The sequence below is a fragment of the Ferrigenium straubiae genome, from assembly GCF_051257895.1.
In the GTDB taxonomy this organism is placed as follows: Bacteria; Pseudomonadota; Gammaproteobacteria; order Burkholderiales; family Gallionellaceae; genus Gallionella; species Gallionella straubiae.
Map to the genome: position 1 here is coordinate 542,696 of NZ_CP194331.1, position 20,439 is coordinate 563,134.

The 20,439-nt window shown below is 59.8% G+C and carries 16 protein-coding genes; 11 read left to right on the forward strand and 5 right to left on the reverse strand.

Annotated elements, in window-relative coordinates; all coding sequences use genetic code 11:
• Positions 1-226 precede the first annotated feature (226 nt).
• From ACRRNM_RS02455 to ACRRNM_RS02475, 5 genes are all read left to right on the forward strand, one after another.
• Entirely contained in the window at positions 227-4,531 is a 4,305-nt protein-coding gene (locus tag ACRRNM_RS02455) for a choice-of-anchor D domain-containing protein (RefSeq protein ID WP_435626665.1), read from the forward strand.
• Between the two features lie 181 nt (positions 4,532-4,712).
• The gene (locus ACRRNM_RS02460; RefSeq protein ID WP_435626666.1) at positions 4,713-5,033 is read left to right on the forward strand and encodes a hypothetical protein; all 321 of its coding nucleotides are present in this window, start codon (positions 4,713-4,715) and stop codon (positions 5,031-5,033) included.
• 193 nt (positions 5,034-5,226) lie between these two features.
• A complete protein-coding gene (locus tag ACRRNM_RS02465; protein WP_435626667.1) occupies positions 5,227-5,916 on the forward strand; it encodes an FKBP-type peptidyl-prolyl cis-trans isomerase in 690 nt (229 codons plus the stop codon).
• A gap of 112 nt (positions 5,917-6,028) precedes the next feature.
• Entirely contained in the window at positions 6,029-7,750 is a 1,722-nt protein-coding gene (locus ACRRNM_RS02470) for a c-type cytochrome (RefSeq protein ID WP_435626668.1), read from the forward strand.
• A gap of 154 nt (positions 7,751-7,904) precedes the next feature.
• Entirely contained in the window at positions 7,905-8,483 is a 579-nt protein-coding gene (locus ACRRNM_RS02475) for a lytic transglycosylase domain-containing protein (protein ID WP_435626669.1), read from the forward strand.
• A 17-nt stretch (positions 8,484-8,500) separates the two neighbouring features.
• Here ACRRNM_RS02475 and ACRRNM_RS02480 read toward each other — a convergent pair whose 3' ends face one another.
• The 5 genes from ACRRNM_RS02480 to ACRRNM_RS02500 form a co-directional block, all read right to left on the reverse strand.
• Positions 8,501-11,956, reverse strand: coding sequence for a response regulator (locus ACRRNM_RS02480; RefSeq protein WP_435626670.1), 3,456 nt, complete (start codon positions 11,954-11,956; stop codon positions 8,501-8,503).
• 73 nt (positions 11,957-12,029) lie between these two features.
• The gene (locus ACRRNM_RS02485) at positions 12,030-12,536 is read right to left on the reverse strand and encodes a response regulator (protein ID WP_435626671.1); all 507 of its coding nucleotides are present in this window, start codon (positions 12,534-12,536) and stop codon (positions 12,030-12,032) included.
• 40 nt (positions 12,537-12,576) lie between these two features.
• The gene (locus tag ACRRNM_RS02490) at positions 12,577-13,032 is read right to left on the reverse strand and encodes a response regulator (RefSeq protein ID WP_435626672.1); all 456 of its coding nucleotides are present in this window, start codon (positions 13,030-13,032) and stop codon (positions 12,577-12,579) included.
• Between the two features lie 257 nt (positions 13,033-13,289).
• A complete protein-coding gene (locus ACRRNM_RS02495; protein WP_435626673.1) occupies positions 13,290-14,024 on the reverse strand; it encodes a slipin family protein in 735 nt (244 codons plus the stop codon).
• Positions 14,021-15,358, reverse strand: a complete 1,338-nt coding sequence (locus ACRRNM_RS02500) for an NfeD family protein (RefSeq protein ID WP_435626674.1) — start codon at positions 15,356-15,358, stop codon at positions 14,021-14,023. Before ACRRNM_RS02500 ends, ACRRNM_RS02495 begins: the two co-directional genes overlap by 4 nt.
• A gap of 278 nt (positions 15,359-15,636) precedes the next feature.
• On the opposite strand from ACRRNM_RS02500, the gene ACRRNM_RS02505 reads away from it, so the two are divergent.
• From ACRRNM_RS02505 to ACRRNM_RS02530, 6 genes are all read left to right on the forward strand, one after another.
• On the forward strand, positions 15,637-15,891 hold the full coding sequence (locus ACRRNM_RS02505) for a HypC/HybG/HupF family hydrogenase formation chaperone (RefSeq protein WP_435626675.1): 255 nt from the start codon (positions 15,637-15,639) through the stop codon (positions 15,889-15,891).
• Complete coding sequence (gene hypD / locus ACRRNM_RS02510) at positions 15,888-17,030, forward strand: hydrogenase formation protein HypD (RefSeq protein WP_435626676.1); 1,143 nt, start codon at positions 15,888-15,890, stop codon at positions 17,028-17,030. The genes ACRRNM_RS02505 and hypD overlap by 4 nt, the downstream gene beginning before the upstream one ends.
• A 6-nt stretch (positions 17,031-17,036) precedes the next feature.
• On the forward strand, positions 17,037-17,168 hold the full coding sequence (locus ACRRNM_RS02515) for a hypothetical protein (protein ID WP_435626677.1): 132 nt from the start codon (positions 17,037-17,039) through the stop codon (positions 17,166-17,168).
• A gap of 20 nt (positions 17,169-17,188) precedes the next feature.
• On the forward strand, positions 17,189-18,214 hold the full coding sequence (hypE, locus tag ACRRNM_RS02520) for a hydrogenase expression/formation protein HypE (RefSeq protein WP_435628626.1): 1,026 nt from the start codon (positions 17,189-17,191) through the stop codon (positions 18,212-18,214).
• A gap of 158 nt (positions 18,215-18,372) precedes the next feature.
• On the forward strand, positions 18,373-20,091 hold the full coding sequence (locus ACRRNM_RS02525) for a hydrogenase maturation protein (RefSeq protein WP_435626678.1): 1,719 nt from the start codon (positions 18,373-18,375) through the stop codon (positions 20,089-20,091).
• A gap of 200 nt (positions 20,092-20,291) precedes the next feature.
• Positions 20,292-20,429: a hypothetical protein gene (locus ACRRNM_RS02530; RefSeq protein WP_435626679.1), complete on the forward strand. Its 138-nt coding sequence runs from the start codon at positions 20,292-20,294 to the stop codon at positions 20,427-20,429.
• Positions 20,430-20,439: the final 10 nt, after the last annotated feature.

Consider the following 20,439-nt stretch of genomic DNA (forward strand, 5'->3'; position numbering starts at 1 on the left):
TGAGGGATCGAATCCAATATCTCCTCAGCCTCCGGTAGTGAATGAAAAAATGCAACATTTCCTGATGCAAATATGCAGTCCATTGCGTAGTGCATCAGTTTGCCGCAGCAGTAATACTCGAATTGCGAACCGCTGCCGACAACCCACCCTGCAACGGGAGTGACGCGTACAGCACCACTTGGGAGAACACGTGGGAATTCCAAACAATCCTGAAAGGAACATAACCATGAAACAGCGCAAATTCAAGCTAAAGCAGGTGGCCGTAGCGGTTTTGTTCGCGATCAGTTCACCGTTGATAATCGATTCCGCCTACGCGGGCGCCGGATGGGCCGATAGTACCAATTCGACCGGCGCACCCATCAAGGTGCCTACCTTTTACGCCAACAGCCCATCGGGTATGCGGCCAGACCTGTCTCCGACGGCGGCACCGGGGGCGATGGTCAACACCGGAACTCCCTTAAGGAAATTCGTCGATGGCCTGCCGGGCCTGACCGCTGCCGGGACGAACAATCTCGGCCAGTACATTCCCGTTGCGGTGAAGGATGCGGCTTCCTATCCCGGCTCCGATTATTATGAAATCGGCATCGTCGAGTACACCGAGAAGATGCATAGCGACCTGCCCAAGCCCACCACGCTGCGCGGTTACGTTCAGCTGGAGACAGCTGCGAATGCCGCATCGAGCAAGCATATCGCGCTGAAGTACCCCAATGGCACGGCCATCATGAATGCCCAAGGCGCGCAGATTTACGCGGTTGACAACCCGCATTACCTGGGGCCGTTGATCAGCGCCACCAAGGATGTTCCGGTGCGCATCAAATATTCCAACCTGCTGCCCAAGGGGCACTTCGCTGCGGGAAAACGCAATGGCGACCTCTTCCTGCCGGTGGACAAAACCCTCATGGGGGCAGGAACCGGCCCGAATGGCGGCACTGAGAAATACACCGAAAACCGCGCCATCATCCACCTGCATGGCGGCGCCACGCCGTGGATCAGCGATGGCATGCCCCATCAATGGATCACTCCGGCAGGGGAAACCACTTCCTACAAGAAAGGGGCGAGCGCCCAGAATGTCCCCGACATGCCTGACCCGGGCGATGGCTCCCAGACGCTGATCTGGACCAACCAGCAGAGCGGCCGCTTGATGTTCTATCACGATCACGCCGCCGCGATAACCCGCATCAATGTCTATGGCGGCATGGCGGCGGGATACCTGTTGAGCGACCCGGTGGAAAGCGCCTTGCCTGTACCCGCCACCCAGATACCCCTGGTCATTCAGGACAAAACGTTCGTGCCCCAGGACGTCGCCCAGCAGGATGCGAAGTGGGATACGGTGCATTGGGGCCAGCCGGGCGATTTATGGTATGCCCACGTCTATGAGCCGAACCAGGATCCGAATTCCTTCGATGGAACGAACCCGCCCGGCCGCTGGGACTGGGGCCCATGGTTCTGGCCCGTGTTCCCCTCGGCATATCCTCTGCCGACCGGCGCATACGGCGACGTGACTACCACGCCCGAAGCATTCATGGATACTCCGGTCGTGAACGGCACCGCCTATCCTACCTTGGCCGTCGATCCCAAGGCCTACCGCCTGCGCATTCTCGCTGCCGCGAACGACCGGTCATTCAACCTGGGGCTGTATGTCGCCGAACCCTTGACCGTCACGGTGACCTCCGGCGGCAGCGGTTATTCCGCTACTCCTACCGTCACCATCACGCCTGCTGCAGGCGACACCAGCGGCACCACCGCTACAGCGACGTCTACTGTCGTGGCCGGTGTCATAACCGGGATCACGGCTACGGTCACCGGCCCCGGCTTTACCGCTCTGCCCACTGTCACCATCACTGATCCTGCCGGCACAGGCGCCGCCATCATGGCTTCCATCAACACGGAAGTGAAGATGATTGCGGCGACCCCTCCGACCCTGCCGCTCTGTTCGACCGTCACTGCCGCCGTTGACCCCGTGACCGGTCTGCCGTCGGGGGCCGGGACAACCTGTTGGCCGGATCTCTGGCCGACCGATGGCCGGGCGGGTGGTGTGCCGGATCCGCTGACCGCGGGTCCGCAGCTGATCCAGATCGGCAACGAAGGCGGCCTCTTGCCGGTACCGGTGGCGATTCCTTCCACCCCGGTCGGCTATGAGTACAATCGCAGGAGTGCCACAGTGTTGAACGTCTTTACCTATGGCCTTTACATGGGACCGGCGGAACGGGCGGATGTCGTCGTCGACTTTTCGCAGTATGCAGGCAAGACACTGATCGTCTACAACGACGGGCCAGCGCCTGTTCCGGGTTTCGATCCGCGCATCGACTACTACACCGGTAATCCGGATCAGACCAGCGTCGGCGGCGCGCCTTCGACCCTGCCGGGCTATGGCCCCAACACCCGCACCATCATGCAGATCAAGGTGGCTGCGACTCCTCCGGCCGCTCCCTATAATGCATCCGCGCTGTCCACTGCCTTGCCGACCGCCTATGCGGCCAGCCAGCCCAAACCCGTCGTGCCGCAAGAGGCTTACAACGCCGCATTTGGCGCAGGCTGGGCAAATACCTACGCCAGAATCTACACCGGCGCGACTTACCTCGGCAATTACGAGCCGCTCACCTTTGTGACGCCAGAAAATATCACCTATAAGGCTGCAACGGCAGCGACCACGACGGCGCCTACCACGACAACAACGGCTCCGGCGGGCTCTACGGTGTCGGTGTGGGTGGAAAACAAGGCAATCCAGGAACTGTTCGAGCCTAACTACGGGCGGATGAATGCCACGCTGGGGATCGAGTTGCCGTTCAGTAGCGCCTTGACCCAGACGACCGTTCCCCTCAATTACATCGACCCGGCTACCGAGACGATCGCCGATGGCGAGACCCAGATATGGAAGATCACCCACAATGGGGTGGACACCCACCCGGTGCACTTCCACTTGGTCAACGTGCAACTGATCAACCGGATAGGCTGGGACGGCACGGTGAAACCGCCTTCGGATAACGAAGTCGGCTGGAAGGAAACCGTCAAGATGAACCCGCTGGAAGACGTTGTGGTCGCGGTCCGGGCCAAGGCGCCCGTGCTCACCTTCGGGGTACCCGACAGCCACCGCGCGCTGGACCCGACACAGCCGCTGGGCTCCACGATGGGCTTCACCCAGATAGACTATACCCCGGGCAGCCCGACCTTCGGGATGGCGGTGCCGAATGGAACCGTCACCAACACGATGACCAACTTCGGCTGGGAGTATGTCTGGCACTGCCATATCCTGGGGCACGAAGAGAACGACTTTATGCGCCCGCTCATCTTCAAGTACTCAGCGCTTCTGCCGGCTGCACCCACCAGCTTGAGCCACAACGCCAACACCCTGAACTGGACCGATACGACTCCGGCAGCCGCCGTCGCGACGCCGGGCAATCAGGCGAACGAGGTCGGTTTCCGGATCGAGCGAGCCGCCGGCTTTGGCGCATTCTCGGCCATAGGAACAGTTCCAGCGAATACGACCAGCTTTACCGATACGACGATTGCTCCAGCCACCAATTATTCGTACCGCGTTGTAGCCTATAACGCCGCGGGGAATTCGCTTCCGTCGAATACGGTATCGCTGCTGCAAGGGCCGGTCAGCCTGCTGCCGTCATCTTTGACGTTCGGGACCCAGGCAGTTGGAACCAACAGCGCAGCGCAGGCGGCGACGCTGACCAACCCCGGCATTGCTGCTCTTTCGATCAGCGGAATCTCGCTCGTCGGAGCAAACCCGGGCAATTTCCTGCAGACGAACAATTGCGGGACCAGTCTGGCAGCTGGTGCAACCTGCGCAATCAACGTGGCGTTTAGTCCAAAATCAACCGGCGCCAAGACAGCGGGACTGCGTGTGGTCGATGCGGCAGGGACGCAGCAGATTAGCCTGAGCGGCACAGGCGGCGTAGCAGTCGTGGGGCTGACGCCGGCGAGCATGACGTTTGCGAACCAGACAGTCGGCACCAGCAGCTTGGCGCAGACTGCAACGCTGGCCAATACGGGAACGGCGCCAATGCCGATCACCAGCATCTCGGTGGTGGGGGCGAACATATCCAATTTTTCGCAGACGAATAATTGCGGGGCCAGCCTGGCCGTGGGTGCAAGCTGTGCGATCAACGTGGTATTCAGCCCCAAAGCGGCCGGCACCATGACTGCGGGGCTGCGTGTGGCCGATGCTGCGGGAACACAGCAGGTTGCGCTGAATGGCACAGGCATTATGCCAACGGCAACGCTAACGCCGGCATCCCTGACATTCGCTCCTCGAACAGTCGGCACCAGCAGCGCAGCACAGGCCTTGACGCTGGCCAACCCGGGAATAACGCCGATGGCGATCACCAGCATCTCGATCGTCGGGGCTAATGTGACCAATTTCTCGCAGACGAATAACTGCGGAGCCAGCCTGGCTGCAGGCGCGAGCTGCATGGTCAACGTGACGTTCAGCCCGAAGGGGGCCGGTGTCAAGACAGCGGCGCTGCGTGTGATTGATGCGGCGGGCACACAGAGTGCTCCTTTGAGCGGCACGGGGCTGTAGGTTAAATGACGGCCATGTCACCAACCCGGCATAAACAAGGAACGGCACTGCCCGCAGGGGCTTTCTGCGAGCGGTGCTGGCTCCTGGTGCCTGCCATGCCAGGATTGACTGCATCTGCGCCTGGCCAACATGATGGGTGGCAATTTTGCCCGGAACAGCATCAATCCTTAGGAGACAGAAAATGAAATCCATTGCAAAAATCATCTGCTGCGTTGTTACCTTGTCATGGTTATCCGGCGCAACTGCAGAAGGGGTGGTCATCCATGAGAATGCAAACTCAGTCACTTTGGAATCTACGCAAACTTCTGCCGTGCCAGCCCCCCAGGAAGCATCGGCACCAGTCTACGACAAGGTAGACCGGGCTCGAGCGGAGCAAAGGCTGGAATCGAATGCGCTGCGAGCCAAAAAGAGAACCGAACAAGCGAAGAAGGAAGCTGCCAGCAGGGCTGCCAAGGCGCCACCGGCAAATCCTGCCCGGAATAACCAGGGCACCGGGAAGTGATGGCCGGCGAAGCAGGCTCCTGGCTTTGCCTGGGTACAAGTCTCGATATGACGTCCACTTGGCGGCCATCTTTCGGTTGCCGGGTGGCCGGTTGCTTTCCAGGGCACGGGCAAAACGTAATCGGGTTCGTGTCTCTTCATCAATCGTGATGCGGAATCCAATTTCTGCGCAACGGCTAATCCGGAAAGGAAAAATGATGACGATGAAATGGATGATGGTTGTAGTTTTCGGGTTTGCCGCAGCCCAGGCAAATGGAGAAGAAGTGCCGGTCCTCAAGACCCAGAAGGACATGCAAAGTTATGGCATCGGGGTGAACATAGCGAAGAGCTTCAAGAAAAACGAGGTGGATTTTGACCTGGAATTCCTGATCAAGGGCTTGAGAGACGGGCTTTCCGGCGAGAAGCTGCTGATGACCGAAAAAGACCTCCGCAAGGTCATGAATTCGTTTCAGGGCGAATTGAGGCAAAAGGCAGCCGGGATACGCCGTGTGGCGGCCATGGACAACAAGACGAAAGGAGAGGCTTTCCTGGCCGGGAACAAGGCCAGGGATGGCGTGGTGGCGCTGGCAAGCGGAGTGCAATACAAGATCGTCAAGGAGGGCGGCGGCAGGAAGCCGACGGATGCCGACATGGTGGAATGCAACTACCGCGGCACTCTTCTGGACGGAACCGAGTTTGACGGAACCGATCCCGGAAAGCCTGCGATGCTGAAAGTTTCCCAACTCATCGCCGGCTGGAAGGAAGCGCTGAAACTGATGCCGGAAGGTTCCCGGTGGCAAATTTTCATTCCGCCGGAATCGGCTTACGGCCAGCGGGGAGTGGGAAGCGATATCGGGCCGAATGAGACATTGGTTTTTGAGGTGGAACTCCTCGCCGTCAAGTGATCGAGGATATCTCCGGCTGATCCGGGCATACGAATGAAACAGCTTCCAGAAGGGAAGGGGGTGGCCGATGTTTCGTCATAAGTTATTCGCGACAGGCTGTGAAATATTGTTGATGCTCGGCTCCCTCATGGCGTTCCCCGCCCATGCTGCCGGCCCGACACCCTCCGCAGATGAGCTGGAAGCCGGCAGGCGTATCTATCAGGAGGGCATTCTGCCTTCCGGCGCGTCGCTGAAGGGCGTGCGCGCGGGCGGTGCCGTGGTGGGCGCAGCCGCAGCCTGCATGAGCTGCCACCGCCGCAGCGGCATGGGTGCCGTCGAAGGCGGCATCCAGGTACCACCCATCAACGGCCGATTCTTGTTTGCGCAGCGTGAAGACAGGGTGCTGGCGATCATGGATACGCGCAGCGGCAAGCGGATGAACCAGGCGCACGATCCTTACACCGATCAATCGCTGGACAAGGCTATCCGCCGCGGGATGAACAACCGCGGCCAGGAGATGAACGTTGTGATGCCGCGTTATGAGTTGGGTGACCGGGAGGCGCAAGCGCTCATCGCCTATCTCAAACAATTGTCGGATCAATGGTCACCCGGGGTTACGGCGGACACGATCCGCTTTGCCACCGTCATTACACCCGAAGTGGAACCGGAAAGGCGCAGGCTGCTGGTTGACATGATGCGCTCCGCCTTTGTGCAGAAGAACGGCAGCACGGTAACCAGCAGGCAGGCGGGCAGAAGACGGCACATGACATCGGCGGCGGAGATGGTCTTGGGCACCGAGCGCACCTGGCAACTGGAGGTGTGGGAACTGCAAGGGGCGCCGGAAACCTGGGCGGGGCAACTGGATGAATTCTATCGACGCCAGCCCGTATTTGCCGTGGTTTCCGGCTTATCGAATTCCACGTGGGAGCCTGTGCATGATTTTTGTGAATGCGAACGGGTGCCGTGCTGGTTTCCCAGCGTCAGCCTGCCGCCCGTAAAGGAGCAGGCATTCTATCCGGTCTATTTTTCACGCGGTGTAACGCTTGAGGCGGACGTGCTGGCGAAGCATTTGTTGTCCGGCGGTAAGCCGCCGCGGCGGCTAGTGCAGGTATACCGTGATGACTATGTAGGCCGGGGTGCGGCGCAGGCCATGAGGCAATCCCTGTCCGGCTCGGGGGTCACAGTGGAGGATCGCGTCCTGCAGGGCGATGGGCCGGATGCTTTGCGCCGCGCGCTGGCGGATGCCGGGGAGAAAGACAGCCTGATGTTCTGGCTGCGCCAGTCCGACCTGGCCATGCTCGATCAGGTGATGCCGGCCGCCGGGGCATATTTTTCCGCCCGGCTGGGTGGCGGCGAGCATGGGCATTTCCCGGTAGCCTGGAAGGATAGCGTACGGCTAGTGTATCCCTATGAACTGCCGGAAAAACGCGCAATCAATCTGTCTTACTTTCACCAGTGGCTCCAGTTGCGCAGGATAGCGCTGGTGGACGAGCCGCTCCAGGCGGAAATCTTTTTTGCCTTGAATTTCCTGACCGATACGGTCGCGGAGATGCTGGATAACCTTTATCGCGATTACCTGCTGGAGCGGGCCGAGAGCATGGTCAGCCAGCGCGAGGGCGGCAAGGCCGAGGCCGAGGCGCGCGACCGCGGCTTGTTGAGAACCGCCGGGGGGGCCATCGGAAGGCAGGGCGGGGAGGGGACCGCACCGCTCGGCAGGCATGAGAGCACAACCATCTACCCGCGCCTGAGCTTGGGGCAGACCCAGCGTTTTGCCTCCAAGGGCGGTTACATCGTGCGCTTTGCCGGCAAGGATGATGACAGGCTCGTTGCCGAGTCGGATTGGCTCGTCCCCTGACCACTCCGTAGCGGCCCCCGGTATTGAAGCAGCGATCTACAGTTTTCACTGTATTGAAAAAACGAATGGCCCTGCCTAACCTGAAAAACGCGACAGGAAAATCACCCGCACAGGAGGAACCATGAGGCAGCTTGAGTGCATTCCAACGTTAATCATGTTTGGGCTCTGCCTGATGCAGCCGGTTTGGGCGGGTATCTACGTCTACAACGCCGACGATGGTTCGGTGAATTTGAGCAATGTGCCGGCAAACAGTCGCTACACCCTCCTGCTTCCGTCGCCGCCGGAAGAAATGCCTGCAGCGGGTAACCGCAGGCCTTTGCTGAAACTTGCCAACAAGGCGCAGTATGAGCGGATCGTTGCCGAAATCGCGCACGTTTACGGCCTGGACAGCGCGCTGCTCCATGCCGTAATTTCGGTTGAATCCGGCTACAGCCCGACAGCCGTCTCAAGGAAAGGCGCCGCGGGGTTGATGCAACTCATGCCGAAGGTTGCGAGGCGTTATGGCGTCACCGATTCTTTCGATCCGGTGCAGAACCTCCATGGCGGCGCAAGGCACTTGCAGTATCTGCTGAAGATATTCAACAACGATATCAGCCTGGCCCTCGCTGCCTACAACGCGGGCGAAGGGTCGGTGCTGAAATACGGCAACCGCATTCCGCCCTTCCCCGAGACGAAAAACTATGTGCCGCAGGTGCTGGGTTTTTACCAGATGTATCAGGCAGAGCCCCTCTAGTCGATGAAAGCGAGGCCCTAAGCCTTGTGTTCCTTGAGGTAGGTCTCTACCGAGGTTATCGCCTCGGCCAGCCTGACGGCAGCGGCCTCAACCAGTTGCCGGCATTTGCCGGCATCTTCTTCCGCAATGGCCTTCTCCAGCTGGCCGGCGGTTTCCGCCAGCAAATAGGCGCCGATGGTCGCTGCGACTCCCTTCAGCGTGTGCGCCAGGCGCTCCGCCGTTTTCCGGTCATCGGCCGCAAGCGCGTCCCGGATAGACTGCACTGCCTGCCCTTGGCTGGGAGCAAACTTGCCGAGCATGGTCAGGTAAATATCCTTGCTTCCCATGCCGGCTATGGCCTTTTCGGGATCGAAAGCGGCCGGAGCTTCGGGCGATTGCCGGGTTTCCGCTGCGGATTGCCTGGGCATCCGCTCCTGGCGGTGCACCCAGCGGGCCAGGGTGGCGTACATCGCCTCGTACTGCACCGGCTTGGAAATATAATCGTTCATGCCCGCGGCAAGGCAAGCATCCCGGTCGCCGATCATGGCGTTGGCCGTCATGGCGATGATGGGCAAATCGGCCAGTGCCGGGTTTTCCCTGATCAGGCGCGTTGCTTCCAGGCCATCCATCTTGGGCATCTGCATATCCATGAGTACCGCATCGAACCGTTCCCGCTGCAATGCCTGCATCGCCTCGATTCCGTCGTCGGCGATGCCGACTTCCACTCCGGCACGCATCAGCAGCGCGTTGGCCAGCTGCTGGTTGAACTTGTTGTCTTCCACCAGCAATACGTGCAATCCCGTCAGGTCGACATGTGTCTCTTTCCCCGGCTCGGGCGAGGACAGCATGCCCATACCCGAATTGCACGTCATCAGCGCGTCGAACAGGTTGGATGCCATGACCGGTTTGTTGATGATTGCGTCCAGCAGCGCCGCTGCCTCCGACTCATGAATCATTTCGGTATGCTTATGGCCGGAAAGGTAAATGATGCATGGCTGCTGGCGCAGCGGCAGCTCCCGTTTGATGCGCCTGGCCGCTTCCAGGCCGCTGATGCCGGGCATGCTCCAGTCCAGCGCCACGCAGGTAAACGGCTTTTCGGTTCCTTCGGCCTTCTCGATCGCAGCAATCCCTTCGAGGCTGCCGGAGACGGCCATCGCCTCGATGCCGAATGACTCCAGGCAGGATAGCATCAGGCGGCGCGCGTTATCGTTGTCATCGACCACCAGCACTCTGAGCACGTTCAGATATTCCAGGTTGCGGGCTTCATCGGGCAGATAGGCGAAGGAAATATCGAAGGAAAAAACGCTACCTTGCCCCGGCGTGCTTTCCACCTCTATCCGTCCGTCCATCAACTCCACGAGGCGTTTGGAGATGGCCAGCCCCAGCCCCGTCCCGCCGTATCTCCGGGTGGTGGAAACATCTGCCTGGCTGAAGGACTGGAAGAGTTTTTCGCGCTGCTCGGATGTCAGGCCGATGCCGGTGTCCCTTACGGTGAAGCGCAACATAACCCGATCGGCAGCCCGGTTTATTATCCGGATTCGAATCTCGACCTCGCCAGCCTCGGTAAATTTCACCGCATTGTTGGCAAGATTGTTCAGCACCTGCCCCAGGCGCAATGAGTCGCCAACCAGCAACTGCGGAATCCTGAATTCCTTGTCGATCAGGAACTCGATGTGCTTTTCTTCCGCGCGGATGCTGATGACGGCCGCTACGCCTTTCAGGACTCCCTCCAGGCTGAAGGGCGCTTTTTCCATATCCAGCTTGCCGGATTCGATCTTGGAAAAATCCAGAATGTCGTTGATGATGCCCAGCAGCGAGTTTGCCGAAAGAGAAACCTTTTCCAGATAATCCCGCTGTACGGGTGTCAGCTCGGTTTGCAGGCACAGGTGGGTGAAGCCCAGGATTGCATTCATCGGTGTGCGGATTTCGTGGCTCATATTGGCGAGGAAATAGCTTTTGGCCTGGCTGGCCAGTTCTGCATCGTATTTGGCGGCAATCAGCTCCTGCTGGTTTCGTTTGTACCGGGTGATGTCGCGCACCATGCAGGTAAAATGGCGCTTTCCACCCAGCATCACCTCGCTCACCGCCAATTCCAGGGGGAAGGCACTACCATCCTTGCGCTGCCCTGTGATCTCTCTCTCGCCGCCGGTGAAGCACACATCTTTGCTCTCGCGCAACAGACAGTCGCTGTGCAGCAACTGGACAAACTCCGGCATCAGCATGCCGATATTTTGCCCGACGGCTTCGTCGATGGGATAACCGAAAATGTGCTCGGCGTTGGCGGCGAATTCCTCGATGATGCCGTCTTCGTTGAAGGTGATGATCCCGTCCGCGATGGTGTGGAGAATCGCATACATGCGCGCTTCAGTATCGCGGATGACCAGTTGTTTGGCGTATTCTGCGGCGGCAATGTTCAGATCCTGCTTGGCCTTGAGTTGGGAATAGCGCATTTTGGTGAAATACCAGGAACCGATCAGCAGCAGCAGCAGCGTTCCCGCCGCATAGAGCACGGTGGGCCACATCACCCCGGAATTCAATTCTGCGATCCGGTTTGCGGGGACATAAGAAACCACTTTCCAGAAATAACGATCGATACCGGTGCTGGTGCGTATCGGGATGCCGGCATCCTTGCGCGGTTTCAGCAGATAGGCCGTTTCAAAGCTCCACAGGCCGGTTTTATCCTCGAACTGGCCATGCTCCGCCGATACAATCTTTTCCCATGCGGCGGGAAAACTGGTAGCAAGGGTTCCCGAGCGATTGAACATGGCCTCCAGCTTGTCATCCGGGTTATCGCCCATCAACCAGTACCCATCGCCATCCAGCAGCATGTTGTAGCTGCTGGCTATGCTCCGGTAGGCCCCCACGAGAGCCTGGTATTCCTTGACGGCTACTGTGACCACCAGCACGCCATGGCGGCGAGCCCGAGCGTCGAAAACGGGAGTGGCGATGCTGATGACGGGAAGGCGATGAGCGAGAATCTCTTCATCTGCAATTTCCGGATATAGCTGGGATACGTAAATCTGGCCCGGCCCCAGCCCGATGCTCTTCTGGAAGTAGTGCCGGTCGCGTTTGTTTTCCAGCTTGTTTTGATCGGTAATGCTGATCTGGCCATCGATATTGTTTATCCGCAGCATTTCCATGCCATTCCCGTTTATCCAGGATGTCTGGTAATAAATCGGGTGCGACATGGAGAACAGGACAAAATCCCTGCGCAGGTTCTCCATGTTCGTGGAAGTTTTCTGTTCCGCTGCGGCGGCCAGTCCCGGATTGGCCGCGAGGTAGGTGACATAGCGGACGGCTTCGCCAAGCGAGCGTTCGACTTCACGTCCATTGGCCAGTACGTTGAGCGAACTGTCCGCCCTGAGGATGGTTTTCTGATCGTCGATTGCCTGGTTGTAACGATAAATTGCAGCCAGAGAAACCAGTACCGCCAACAGAATGGCCAGGATGAAAAAGTTGCGGTAAAACGAATTGGATGTGAGGGCGGCTTTCATGGGCAATACCGGCCTCATGCCTGCCCCCTCATTAAGCTGCCCGGCTCAACAGATGGTTGCGGAAAGGCCAAAGTCAATGCCTGGCATACTGATCGGAACCCCACATGAAGTCCTTTAATTGCTGCAGCTCGGACGACTTTTCGTAGGCGCTTTCCTGCAGCTTGGCATTCTCGCTGCGCAAATAATCCTGCATGAATTTGATCTTGAGGTGCGTCCTGACACGCGCAGCGACCAGCGGCGCGCTGATGGGCTTGTGGATGAAATCGGACGCACCCACCGAGAATCCCAGCTCTTCATCCTTGACTTCATTTTTGGCCGTTATGAAGATGACCGGCACGTGATTCGTCGCAGGGTTGTTCATCAGGCGGCGGCAGATTTCAAAACCATCCACATCCGGCATCATTACATCGAGCAGAACCAGGTCAGGAGGTTCGGCGAAGGCAAGCTCGAGCGCCTTGAGGCTATCATCGGCCAGTTTGACGTTGTAGTACTTGCCCAATATGCCTTCCATCAGGCTCAAGTTGAACGGTTCATCGTCTACCACCAGCACCGTCGGACGTTCGGAAGAGATTGACATCATATTCCCCTTTCATTAAGTCGATTCGGATGACCGTAAACCGTTATGCCGCCCTTAGCCAGAAATAACTGCGCATTACAGCCTGCGTATTTTCGTGGCGTAAATAATCCTGCATGAATTTGATCTTGAGGTGCGCCTTGACGCGCGCAGCGAGTATCGGCGCGCTGATGGGTTTGTGAATGAAATCGGATGCACCCACCGAGAACCCCAATTCCTCGTCCCTGGTTTCGTTTTTGGAAGTTATGAAGATCACCGGCACATGACTTGTGGCGGGGTTGCTCATCAGGCGGCGGCAGACCTCGAAGCCATCCATATCCGGCATCATCACATCCAGCAGGACCAAATCCGGCGGGTCGGCAAAGGCGAGCTCAATTGCCTTGAGGCTGTTGTCGATCAGCTTGACGTTGTAGTCTTTACCCAATATCTCCTCCATCAGGCTTAAATTGAACGGCTCATCGTCCACTACCAGCACTGTGGGGTGCTCGGAAGAAACTGGCATCGTATTCCCCTTCATCTGATCTGCTCATGCAGGCTGCAAACCGTTATGCACCCTTCGCGAACCTGATGTTCACGAGGCATCCAGAAGTCGAAGCCTGCCGGATTGGATCCCTTATCGACGCCGGGCCGGTATGTATGCAATATAGACATCTGCCGCATCGTTACAATAGGGTAAAACCCCTACCCTGCAGGGAGTACCCTTCCCATTTTCCCTAGTGGCGCAGGCCGGAGGTTTCAGCGGCTAACACGCCGTCCGGTCTATGGCTTGAATAGTTCTACCGGCAGTGGGAATACGATGGTGTTGCTCTTGTCGCCGGCGATCGCGTTGAGGGTTTGCAGGTAGCGCAGTTGCATGGCCTGCGGCGATTGCGCCAGCACTTGCGCGGCCTGCAGCAGCTTCTCTGAAGCCTGCAACTCGCCTTCGGCGTGGATCACCTTGGCACGCCGCTCGCGCTCGGCCTCGGCCTGTTTGGCGATGGCGCGCACCATCGACTCGTCGATGTCCACGCGCTTGATCTCCACGGTGGACACCTTGACGCCCCAGGCGTCGGTCTGCGCATCGAGGATCTGCTGGATATCGGCGTTCAGGCGTTCGCGCTCGGCCAGCATGACGTCCAGCTCATGTTTGCCGAGCACCGAGCGCAGTGTGGTCTGCGCCAGTTGCGAAATCGCCTCGATGAAGTTTTCCACCTGAATGATGGCCTTCTGCGGGTCGATGACGCGAAAATACACCACCGCGTTCACCTTTACCGACACATTGTCGCGCGAGATGACATCCTGGCTCGGCACATCCATCACGATCACGCGCAGGTCCACCCGCACCATCTGCTGGATGCCCGGCAAGACGATGATGAGGCCAGGCCCCTTCACTTTCCAGAAACGCCCGAGCATGAAGACCACGCCGCGTTCGTATTCGCGCAGAATGCGGACGCTTGTTATCGCCAAAGCGATGATGAGCAGCAGGGCGCCGCTCCAGCCGAAATCCCAGATCATGGCTGTTCTCCTTTCTGTTCAGGTTGAACTACCAGAGTAAGTCCGTCCAATGCCACTATCCTGACGCGCGTACCGCGCGCCACTGCCGACTCGCTGCGCGCCTGCCAGCGTTCGCCGAAGGCCAGCACCCAGCCTTCACGTTCGAAATCTTCGAGTGCCACTGCCGTACCGCCCAGCATCGCCTCGCTGCCGCTGACCATGGGCCGCCGCCTTGCGCGCAACGCGAAGGCGCCGATGCCGGCCAGCACCAGGGCGCTGACTACGGCCAGCGGCACGATAAATGCGAGCGAAACTTCCATGCCGGGAATGTCGGCGTCGATCAGCATCAGCGCGCCGGCGACGAAGGAAACAACGCCGCCGATGCCTAGCACGCCGAAACTGGGCGTGAAGGCTTCCGCTGCCATCAGCGCAAGACCCACCAGCAGGAGCAGTGCGCCGGTCGCGTTGATCGGCAGCATGGCGAAACCGTAGAGCGCCAGCAGCAAGCTGATGGCGCCGATTACGCCGGCCACGCCGATCCCCGGCGTGTAAAACTCGAACAGCAACCCGTAGATGTCGAGCATCATCAGGATCAGCGCGGTGTTGGGGTCGGCCACCGCCATCAGCAGGCGCTCCTTCCAGTTGCGCTCGATGCTGACGATGGCGGCGCCGCCGAGCGCCAGTTTGTGATCGCCTTCCGCGAGGCGTACATTGCGCCCGTCGGCCTGGCGCAGCAGGTCGGGCAGGTCGGTTGCGAAGAAATCCACCACCTTCAGTTTCAGCGCATCTTCGGCCGACAGGCTTTCTGCCTCGCGTACTGCTTTCTCCGCCCAATCGGCATTGCGGCCGCGCAGTTGGGCGAGGCTGCGCAGGTAGGCTGCGGCGTCCTGTACCGCCTTTTTTTCCATCGCGCTGCCGCCCGGTGCGCGTGCCTTCCCGTTTGCGGCCCGTTCCTCGGGGGGCTTGCCGGTGTCGCCGACGCCGATGGCTACGGGTGTGGCGGCGCCCAGATTGGTGCCCGGCGCCATCGCGGCGATGTGGCTGGCGTAGAGCAGGTAGGTGCCGGCGCTGGCTGCGCGGGAGCCGGAAGGCGAGACGTAGGTCGCCACCGCCACCGGCGAGGCGAGGATACCCTGGATCATATTGCGCATCGCCGTGTCGAGCCCTCCCGGCGTGTCAAGCCTGAGCACCAGCAGTTCCGCGCGGCTCTGCTTCGCCTCATCCAGGGCGCGCAGGAAATAGGCGGCGCTGGCCGGACTGATGGCGCCGTCGATCTCCGCCACCACGACCATCCCGGCGGAGGCTGCAAGCGGCAGGAGCAGCAGCGCGACGGTAAGGCAGAGGAGGCGCTTCATCGTTCCTTTCCGGGGGGCATCGCATCCTCTCGGTGTTGGGCATTGGGTATGTTTTATAATCGCCGCAAGTCCAGCGGACAATAAGGTGAAATACCTACCCCAAAAACCCAAGCGGGGGAATGAAACCTAAAACCTGCTGAAATAGGCTCTTAGGTAATCCTACCTATTTGAAAATTATCGAGCCCGCTACATGATGCTCCGGCCTTGTTGAAGGCGAATGCAGCAGGATGAAAAGCGGAACAAACAGGCAGGTTAAACGACTGGGTCATAAGGAAAATATGTGTCTCGCCATTCCCGCCCGCATCGAACAATTTGTTGCTGAAGACAGCGCCATCGTCAATCTCGGCGGAGTGCGCAAGGAAATCTCCCTCACCCTAGTGGAGGATGTCGCGGTCGGCGACTATGTGATCGTGCACGTCGGTTACGCGCTGCAGAAACTCGATCCGGCCGAAGCCGAGCGCACTCTGGCGCTATTTGCCGAGTTGAGCGCGATGAACGGCCTGCCGGAAGAAGCGCCGGGCAGCGCGGCATGAAATATGTGGATGAGTTCCGCGACGGCGCGCTGGCCAGGAATATCGCCGCCAATATTGCGCACGAGGCCGATCCGCGCCGCCGCTATCACCTGATGGAATTCTGCGGCGGCCATACCCACGCGATTTCGCGTTATGGTATCGCCGACCTGTTGCCCCACAACGTACGCATGATCCACGGCCCCGGCTGTCCGGTGTGTGTGCTGCCGACGGGGCGCGTGGAGAACGCCATCCAGCTTGCGCAGACGCCGGGGCTGATCCTGTGCTGTTACGGCGACCTGCTGCGCGTGCCGGCGGACAACGGCATGAGCCTGCTGAAAGCGAAGGCGCGCGGCGGGGATGTGCGCATGGTGTATTCCAGCGCCGATGCGGTGAAGATCGCGCAGGACAATCCGCAGCGGGAGGTGGTGTTTTTCGCGATCGGTTTCGAGACCACCACGCCGCCGACGGCGGTGGCGATCCGGCAGGCGCAGGCGCTCGGCCTCAGAAATTTCAGCGTATTCTGCAACCACGTACTGACCCCCTCGGCGATCTCGCACATCCTGCAATCTCCCGAGGTGCGGCAGCTCGGGCTGGTGCCACTGGACGGCTTCATCGGCCCGGCGCATGTCTCGACGGTAATTGGTAGCCATCCCTACGAATATTTCGCCGAGGAGTTCCAGAAGCCGGTGGTGATCGCCGGCTTCGAGCCGCTCGACGTGATGCAGGCCATCCTGATGCTGGTGCGGCAATTGAACGAAGGACGCGCCGAGGTGGAAAACGAATTCTCCCGCGCGGTGACGCGCGACGGCAACGTCAAGGCGCAGTTGCTGGTGGCGGAAGTGTTCGAGTTGCGCCGCGTGTTCGAATGGCGCGGCCTCGGGCCGGTACCCTACAGCGCGCTGCGCATCAAGGCGCCCTACGCGGATTTCGATGCCGAGCTGCGCTTCCAGGTGCCGCAGATATCGATCGCCGACAACAAGGCCTGCGAATGCGGCGCGATCCTGCGCGGCGTGAAGCGCCCGCAGGACTGCAAGCTGTTCGGCACGGTCTGCACGCCGGACAACCCGGTCGGCTCCTGCATGGTGTCAAGTGAAGGGGCATGTGCGGCACATTACAGTTATGGAAGGTTTCGCAGCGGCGATGACCTGGTTGCGGCGTAGGCTAACATGAGCGAAGCGAATGTTAAGGCACACAGTGCCGGCCGTAGCCACAACCCGATCGGCTCCTGTATGGTGTCAAGTGAAGGCGCATGTGCGGCGCATTACAGTTACGGACGTTTCAGGGAGACAACCCAGTGAGCACGATCAAATCCAACTACATGCGCCCGCTCGATTTCAAGCATGGCCGCGTGGATATGACGCACGGCAGCGGCGGGCGCGCGATGGCGCAACTGATTACCGAACTGTTCGCCGCCGCATTCGGCAACACCTATCTGGCACAGGGCAACGATGGCGCGGTGCTGCCGCCGGCAAACGGGCGGCTGGTGATGGCGACCGACAGCCATGTGGTGTCGCCGCTGTTCTTTCCGGGTGGCGACATTGGCTGCCTGTCGGTGCATGGCACGATCAACGACGTCGCGGTGATGGGCGCCAGGCCGCTGTACCTGTCGGCCTCGTTCGTCCTCGAAGAGGGCTTCCCGCTCGCCGACCTGAAACGCATTGCCGAATCCATGGCCATGGCCGCAAGCGCGGCGGGCGTGCCTATCGTCACCGGCGACACCAAGGTGGTGGAGCAGGGCAAGGGCGATGGCGTGTTCATCACAACCACCGGCATCGGTGTCATGCCGGAAGGCATCAACCTGTCCGGCGACCGCGCACGTCCGGGCGACAAGATACTGGTGTCCGGAATGCTGGGCGACCACGGCGTGGCGATCATTTCACTGCGCGAGAACCTGACCTTCCACACCAGCATCGAATCCGACACGGCGGCCTTGCATGAGTTGGTGGCGGCGATGCTGGAGGCGGTGCCGGACATCCACGTGCTGCGCGACCCCACGCGCGGCGGGCTTGCCACCACGCTCAACGAGATCGCGCACCAGTCGGCGGCGGGCATGATGCTCTATGAAAGCAGGTTGCCGATCCGCGAGCAGGTCAACGCGGCATGCGAGTTCCTCGGCCTCGACCCGCTGTACGTCGCCAACGAAGGCAAGCTGGTGGCGATCTGTGCGCCAGAGGATGCCGAGCGCCTGCTGCAGGCGATGCGCGCGCATCCCCTCGGAAGCGACGCCGCCATCGTGGGTGAGGTGATCGAAGACCCGCACCATTTCGTGCAGATGGAGACCGCGTTCGGCGGGCGGCGCGTGGTCGATTGGCTGACCGGTGAGCAGCTCCCCCGGATTTGTTAAACCTTGAAAACACACTCCACCACGAAGGACACAGAAACCACGAAGATAACAGGGCGTCCAGGATATTTCACACTCAATGACAGGGCGATTCCATTTTCAGGGCACCAGCTTGTTCTTCTTCGTGTTCTTCGTGGTTTAACGGATGGATTTAGATCACCATGAAAATCCTGTTCCTCACCCACAGCTTCAATAGCCTCGCGCAGCGCCTGTACATCGAGCTGGTGCGATGCGGACATGAGGTGTCCATCGAGTTCGACATCAACGATGCGGTCACGCAGCAGGCAGTTGAGCTCTATTGTCCCGATCTGATCGTCGCGCCGTTCCTCAAGCGCGCGATTCCAGAAGAAATATGGCGCAACCACACCTGTTTCGTGGTGCACCCCGGCATCATCGGCGACCGCGGCCCGTCGGCGCTGGACTGGGCGATCATGCGCGATTTGCCGGAATGGGGCGTTACGGTGCTGCAGGCCAGCGGCGAGATGGATGCGGGCGACATCTGGGCGGCGGAAACTTTCCCGATGCGGTTGGCGAAGAAGAGCAGCCTGTACCGCAACGAAGTGCTCGAGGCGGCGGTGCGCGCGGTGCTCGCGGCGGTGGAGCGTTTCCATTCAGGCAATCACAAGCCGACGCCGCTGGATTATTCCCGCCCCGAGGTGCTGGGCCGCTTGCACGCCCCGATCAAACAGGCCGACCGCGCCATCGACTGGAGACGCGACGGCACGCGCACGATACTGAGAAAAATCCACGCCGCCGACGGCTTCCCGGGCGTGCTCGACCAGCTGCGTGGAGATGAATATTATCTGTTCGATGCCTGCGCGGAAGACACATTGCGCGGCAGCGAACCGGGTGCGATCATCGCGCGGCGCAACGGCGCGATCTGCCGCACCACACTCGACGGCGCGGTGTGGGTCGGCCATCTGAAGCGCAAATCAGATGGCGATCTGACGCTGAAATTACCCGCTGCCATGGCGCTTGAAGGACAACTCGCCGACATACCGGAAGCTCCGCTCGATCTGCTCTCGCCATGCACCGGCGAAACTTACCGCGACATCTGGTTCGAGCAGAAAAACAACGTCGGCTACCTGCATTTCGCGTTCTACAACGGCGCGATGAGCACCGGGCAGTGCGAACGGCTGCGCGACGCCTACCTGGCCGCCACGCAGCGCGATGTGCGCGTGATCGTGCTGATGGGCGGCGCGGACTTCTGGTCGAACGGTATCCACCTCAACTGCATCGAGAATGCCGCCAGCCCGGCGGACGAATCCTGGCGCAACATCAACGCGATGAACGACCTGACGCGCGCCATCGCCGCCACTACCGGTCAGATCACCATCGCCGCGCTGCAAGGGAACGCAGGAGCGGGCGGCGTATTTCTGTCGCTCGCGGCGGATCATGTCTATGCGCGCGAGGGCGTGGTGTTCAACCCGCACTACAAGGGCATGGGCAACCTGTACGGTTCGGAATACTGGACCTATTTGTTGCCGAGGCGGGTAGGCGAGGCGAGGGCGGCGGCGCTGACGCAGAACCGCCTGCCGGTGGGCGCGCCCGAAGCACAGGAGATGGGCCTGATCGACGGCTGCTTCGGAACCAACCGGGAGGAGTTTCTCGCAAGGGTAATGCAGATCGCCGAAGAACTCGCCGCCAGCCCGGACTATTCCGCGCTATTGCGGGAGAAGATCGTGCGGCGTGAATGCAACGAGCAAGAAAAACCGCTGGATGCCTACCGCGCCGAGGAGTTGCAACACATGAAGCTCAACTTCTACGGTTTTGATCCCAGCTACCACGTGGCGCGCTACAACTTTGTCTACAAGGTTCCCCACGCGTGGACGCCGCTGTATCTGGCGCGGCATCGCCGCATTACTTCTTCTTTTGCGTAAGGCGGATTAGCGTAGCGCCAGATGGAATTTACATGCGGCGCAATGCCTTTCGGTTATTGCACCCTGCGCGGCTGCCGCCCCTGGGAAATTCCGAAATCTCCCCCACGGCCAAAAATTTCAACTATTCATTCATCAGGCTTTGAACTTTGCCAGGTCGAGTTCTATCAAATGGCCACTTGAAGCATATTGGAGGAGTTGATATGACTACCACAATTATCGGTGTCATTATTACAGCCGTAGCCATTGAATTAGATAAGCTTACGCAATACAAACACTTTGCTTTGCCTCTGATTGCTCTAGCGGGGGTGCTGACAGTTGTTGTTTCCCTCATGCTGTAGGGGTAAATAG

What these genes read in the sequence shown, in the direction of transcription:
- ACRRNM_RS02490 (WP_435626672.1), bottom strand. Translation starts at nt 13,032, where the DNA reads ATGCCAGTTTCTTCCGAGCACCCCACAGTGCTGGTAGTGGACGATGAG.
- hypE (WP_435628626.1), top strand. Translation starts at nt 17,189, where the DNA reads ATGCGCCCGCTCGATTTCAAGCATGGCCGCGTGGATATGACGCACGGC.
- ACRRNM_RS02500 (WP_435626674.1), bottom strand. Translation starts at nt 15,358, where the DNA reads ATGAAGCGCCTCCTCTGCCTTACCGTCGCGCTGCTGCTCCTGCCGCTT.
- ACRRNM_RS02525 (WP_435626678.1), top strand. Translation starts at nt 18,373, where the DNA reads ATGAAAATCCTGTTCCTCACCCACAGCTTCAATAGCCTCGCGCAGCGC.
- ACRRNM_RS02460 (WP_435626666.1), top strand. Translation starts at nt 4,713, where the DNA reads ATGAAATCCATTGCAAAAATCATCTGCTGCGTTGTTACCTTGTCATGG.
- ACRRNM_RS02470 (WP_435626668.1), top strand. Translation starts at nt 6,029, where the DNA reads ATGCTCGGCTCCCTCATGGCGTTCCCCGCCCATGCTGCCGGCCCGACA.
- ACRRNM_RS02465 (WP_435626667.1), top strand. Translation starts at nt 5,227, where the DNA reads ATGATGACGATGAAATGGATGATGGTTGTAGTTTTCGGGTTTGCCGCA.
- ACRRNM_RS02515 (WP_435626677.1), top strand. Translation starts at nt 17,037, where the DNA reads ATGAGCGAAGCGAATGTTAAGGCACACAGTGCCGGCCGTAGCCACAAC.
- ACRRNM_RS02480 (WP_435626670.1), bottom strand. Translation starts at nt 11,956, where the DNA reads ATGAAAGCCGCCCTCACATCCAATTCGTTTTACCGCAACTTTTTCATC.
- ACRRNM_RS02530 (WP_435626679.1), top strand. Translation starts at nt 20,292, where the DNA reads ATGACTACCACAATTATCGGTGTCATTATTACAGCCGTAGCCATTGAA.
- ACRRNM_RS02495 (WP_435626673.1), bottom strand. Translation starts at nt 14,024, where the DNA reads ATGATCTGGGATTTCGGCTGGAGCGGCGCCCTGCTGCTCATCATCGCT.
- ACRRNM_RS02455 (WP_435626665.1), top strand. Translation starts at nt 227, where the DNA reads ATGAAACAGCGCAAATTCAAGCTAAAGCAGGTGGCCGTAGCGGTTTTG.
- hypD (WP_435626676.1), top strand. Translation starts at nt 15,888, where the DNA reads ATGAAATATGTGGATGAGTTCCGCGACGGCGCGCTGGCCAGGAATATC.
- ACRRNM_RS02505 (WP_435626675.1), top strand. Translation starts at nt 15,637, where the DNA reads ATGTGTCTCGCCATTCCCGCCCGCATCGAACAATTTGTTGCTGAAGAC.
- ACRRNM_RS02485 (WP_435626671.1), bottom strand. Translation starts at nt 12,536, where the DNA reads ATGATGTCAATCTCTTCCGAACGTCCGACGGTGCTGGTGGTAGACGAT.
- ACRRNM_RS02475 (WP_435626669.1), top strand. Translation starts at nt 7,905, where the DNA reads ATGTTTGGGCTCTGCCTGATGCAGCCGGTTTGGGCGGGTATCTACGTC.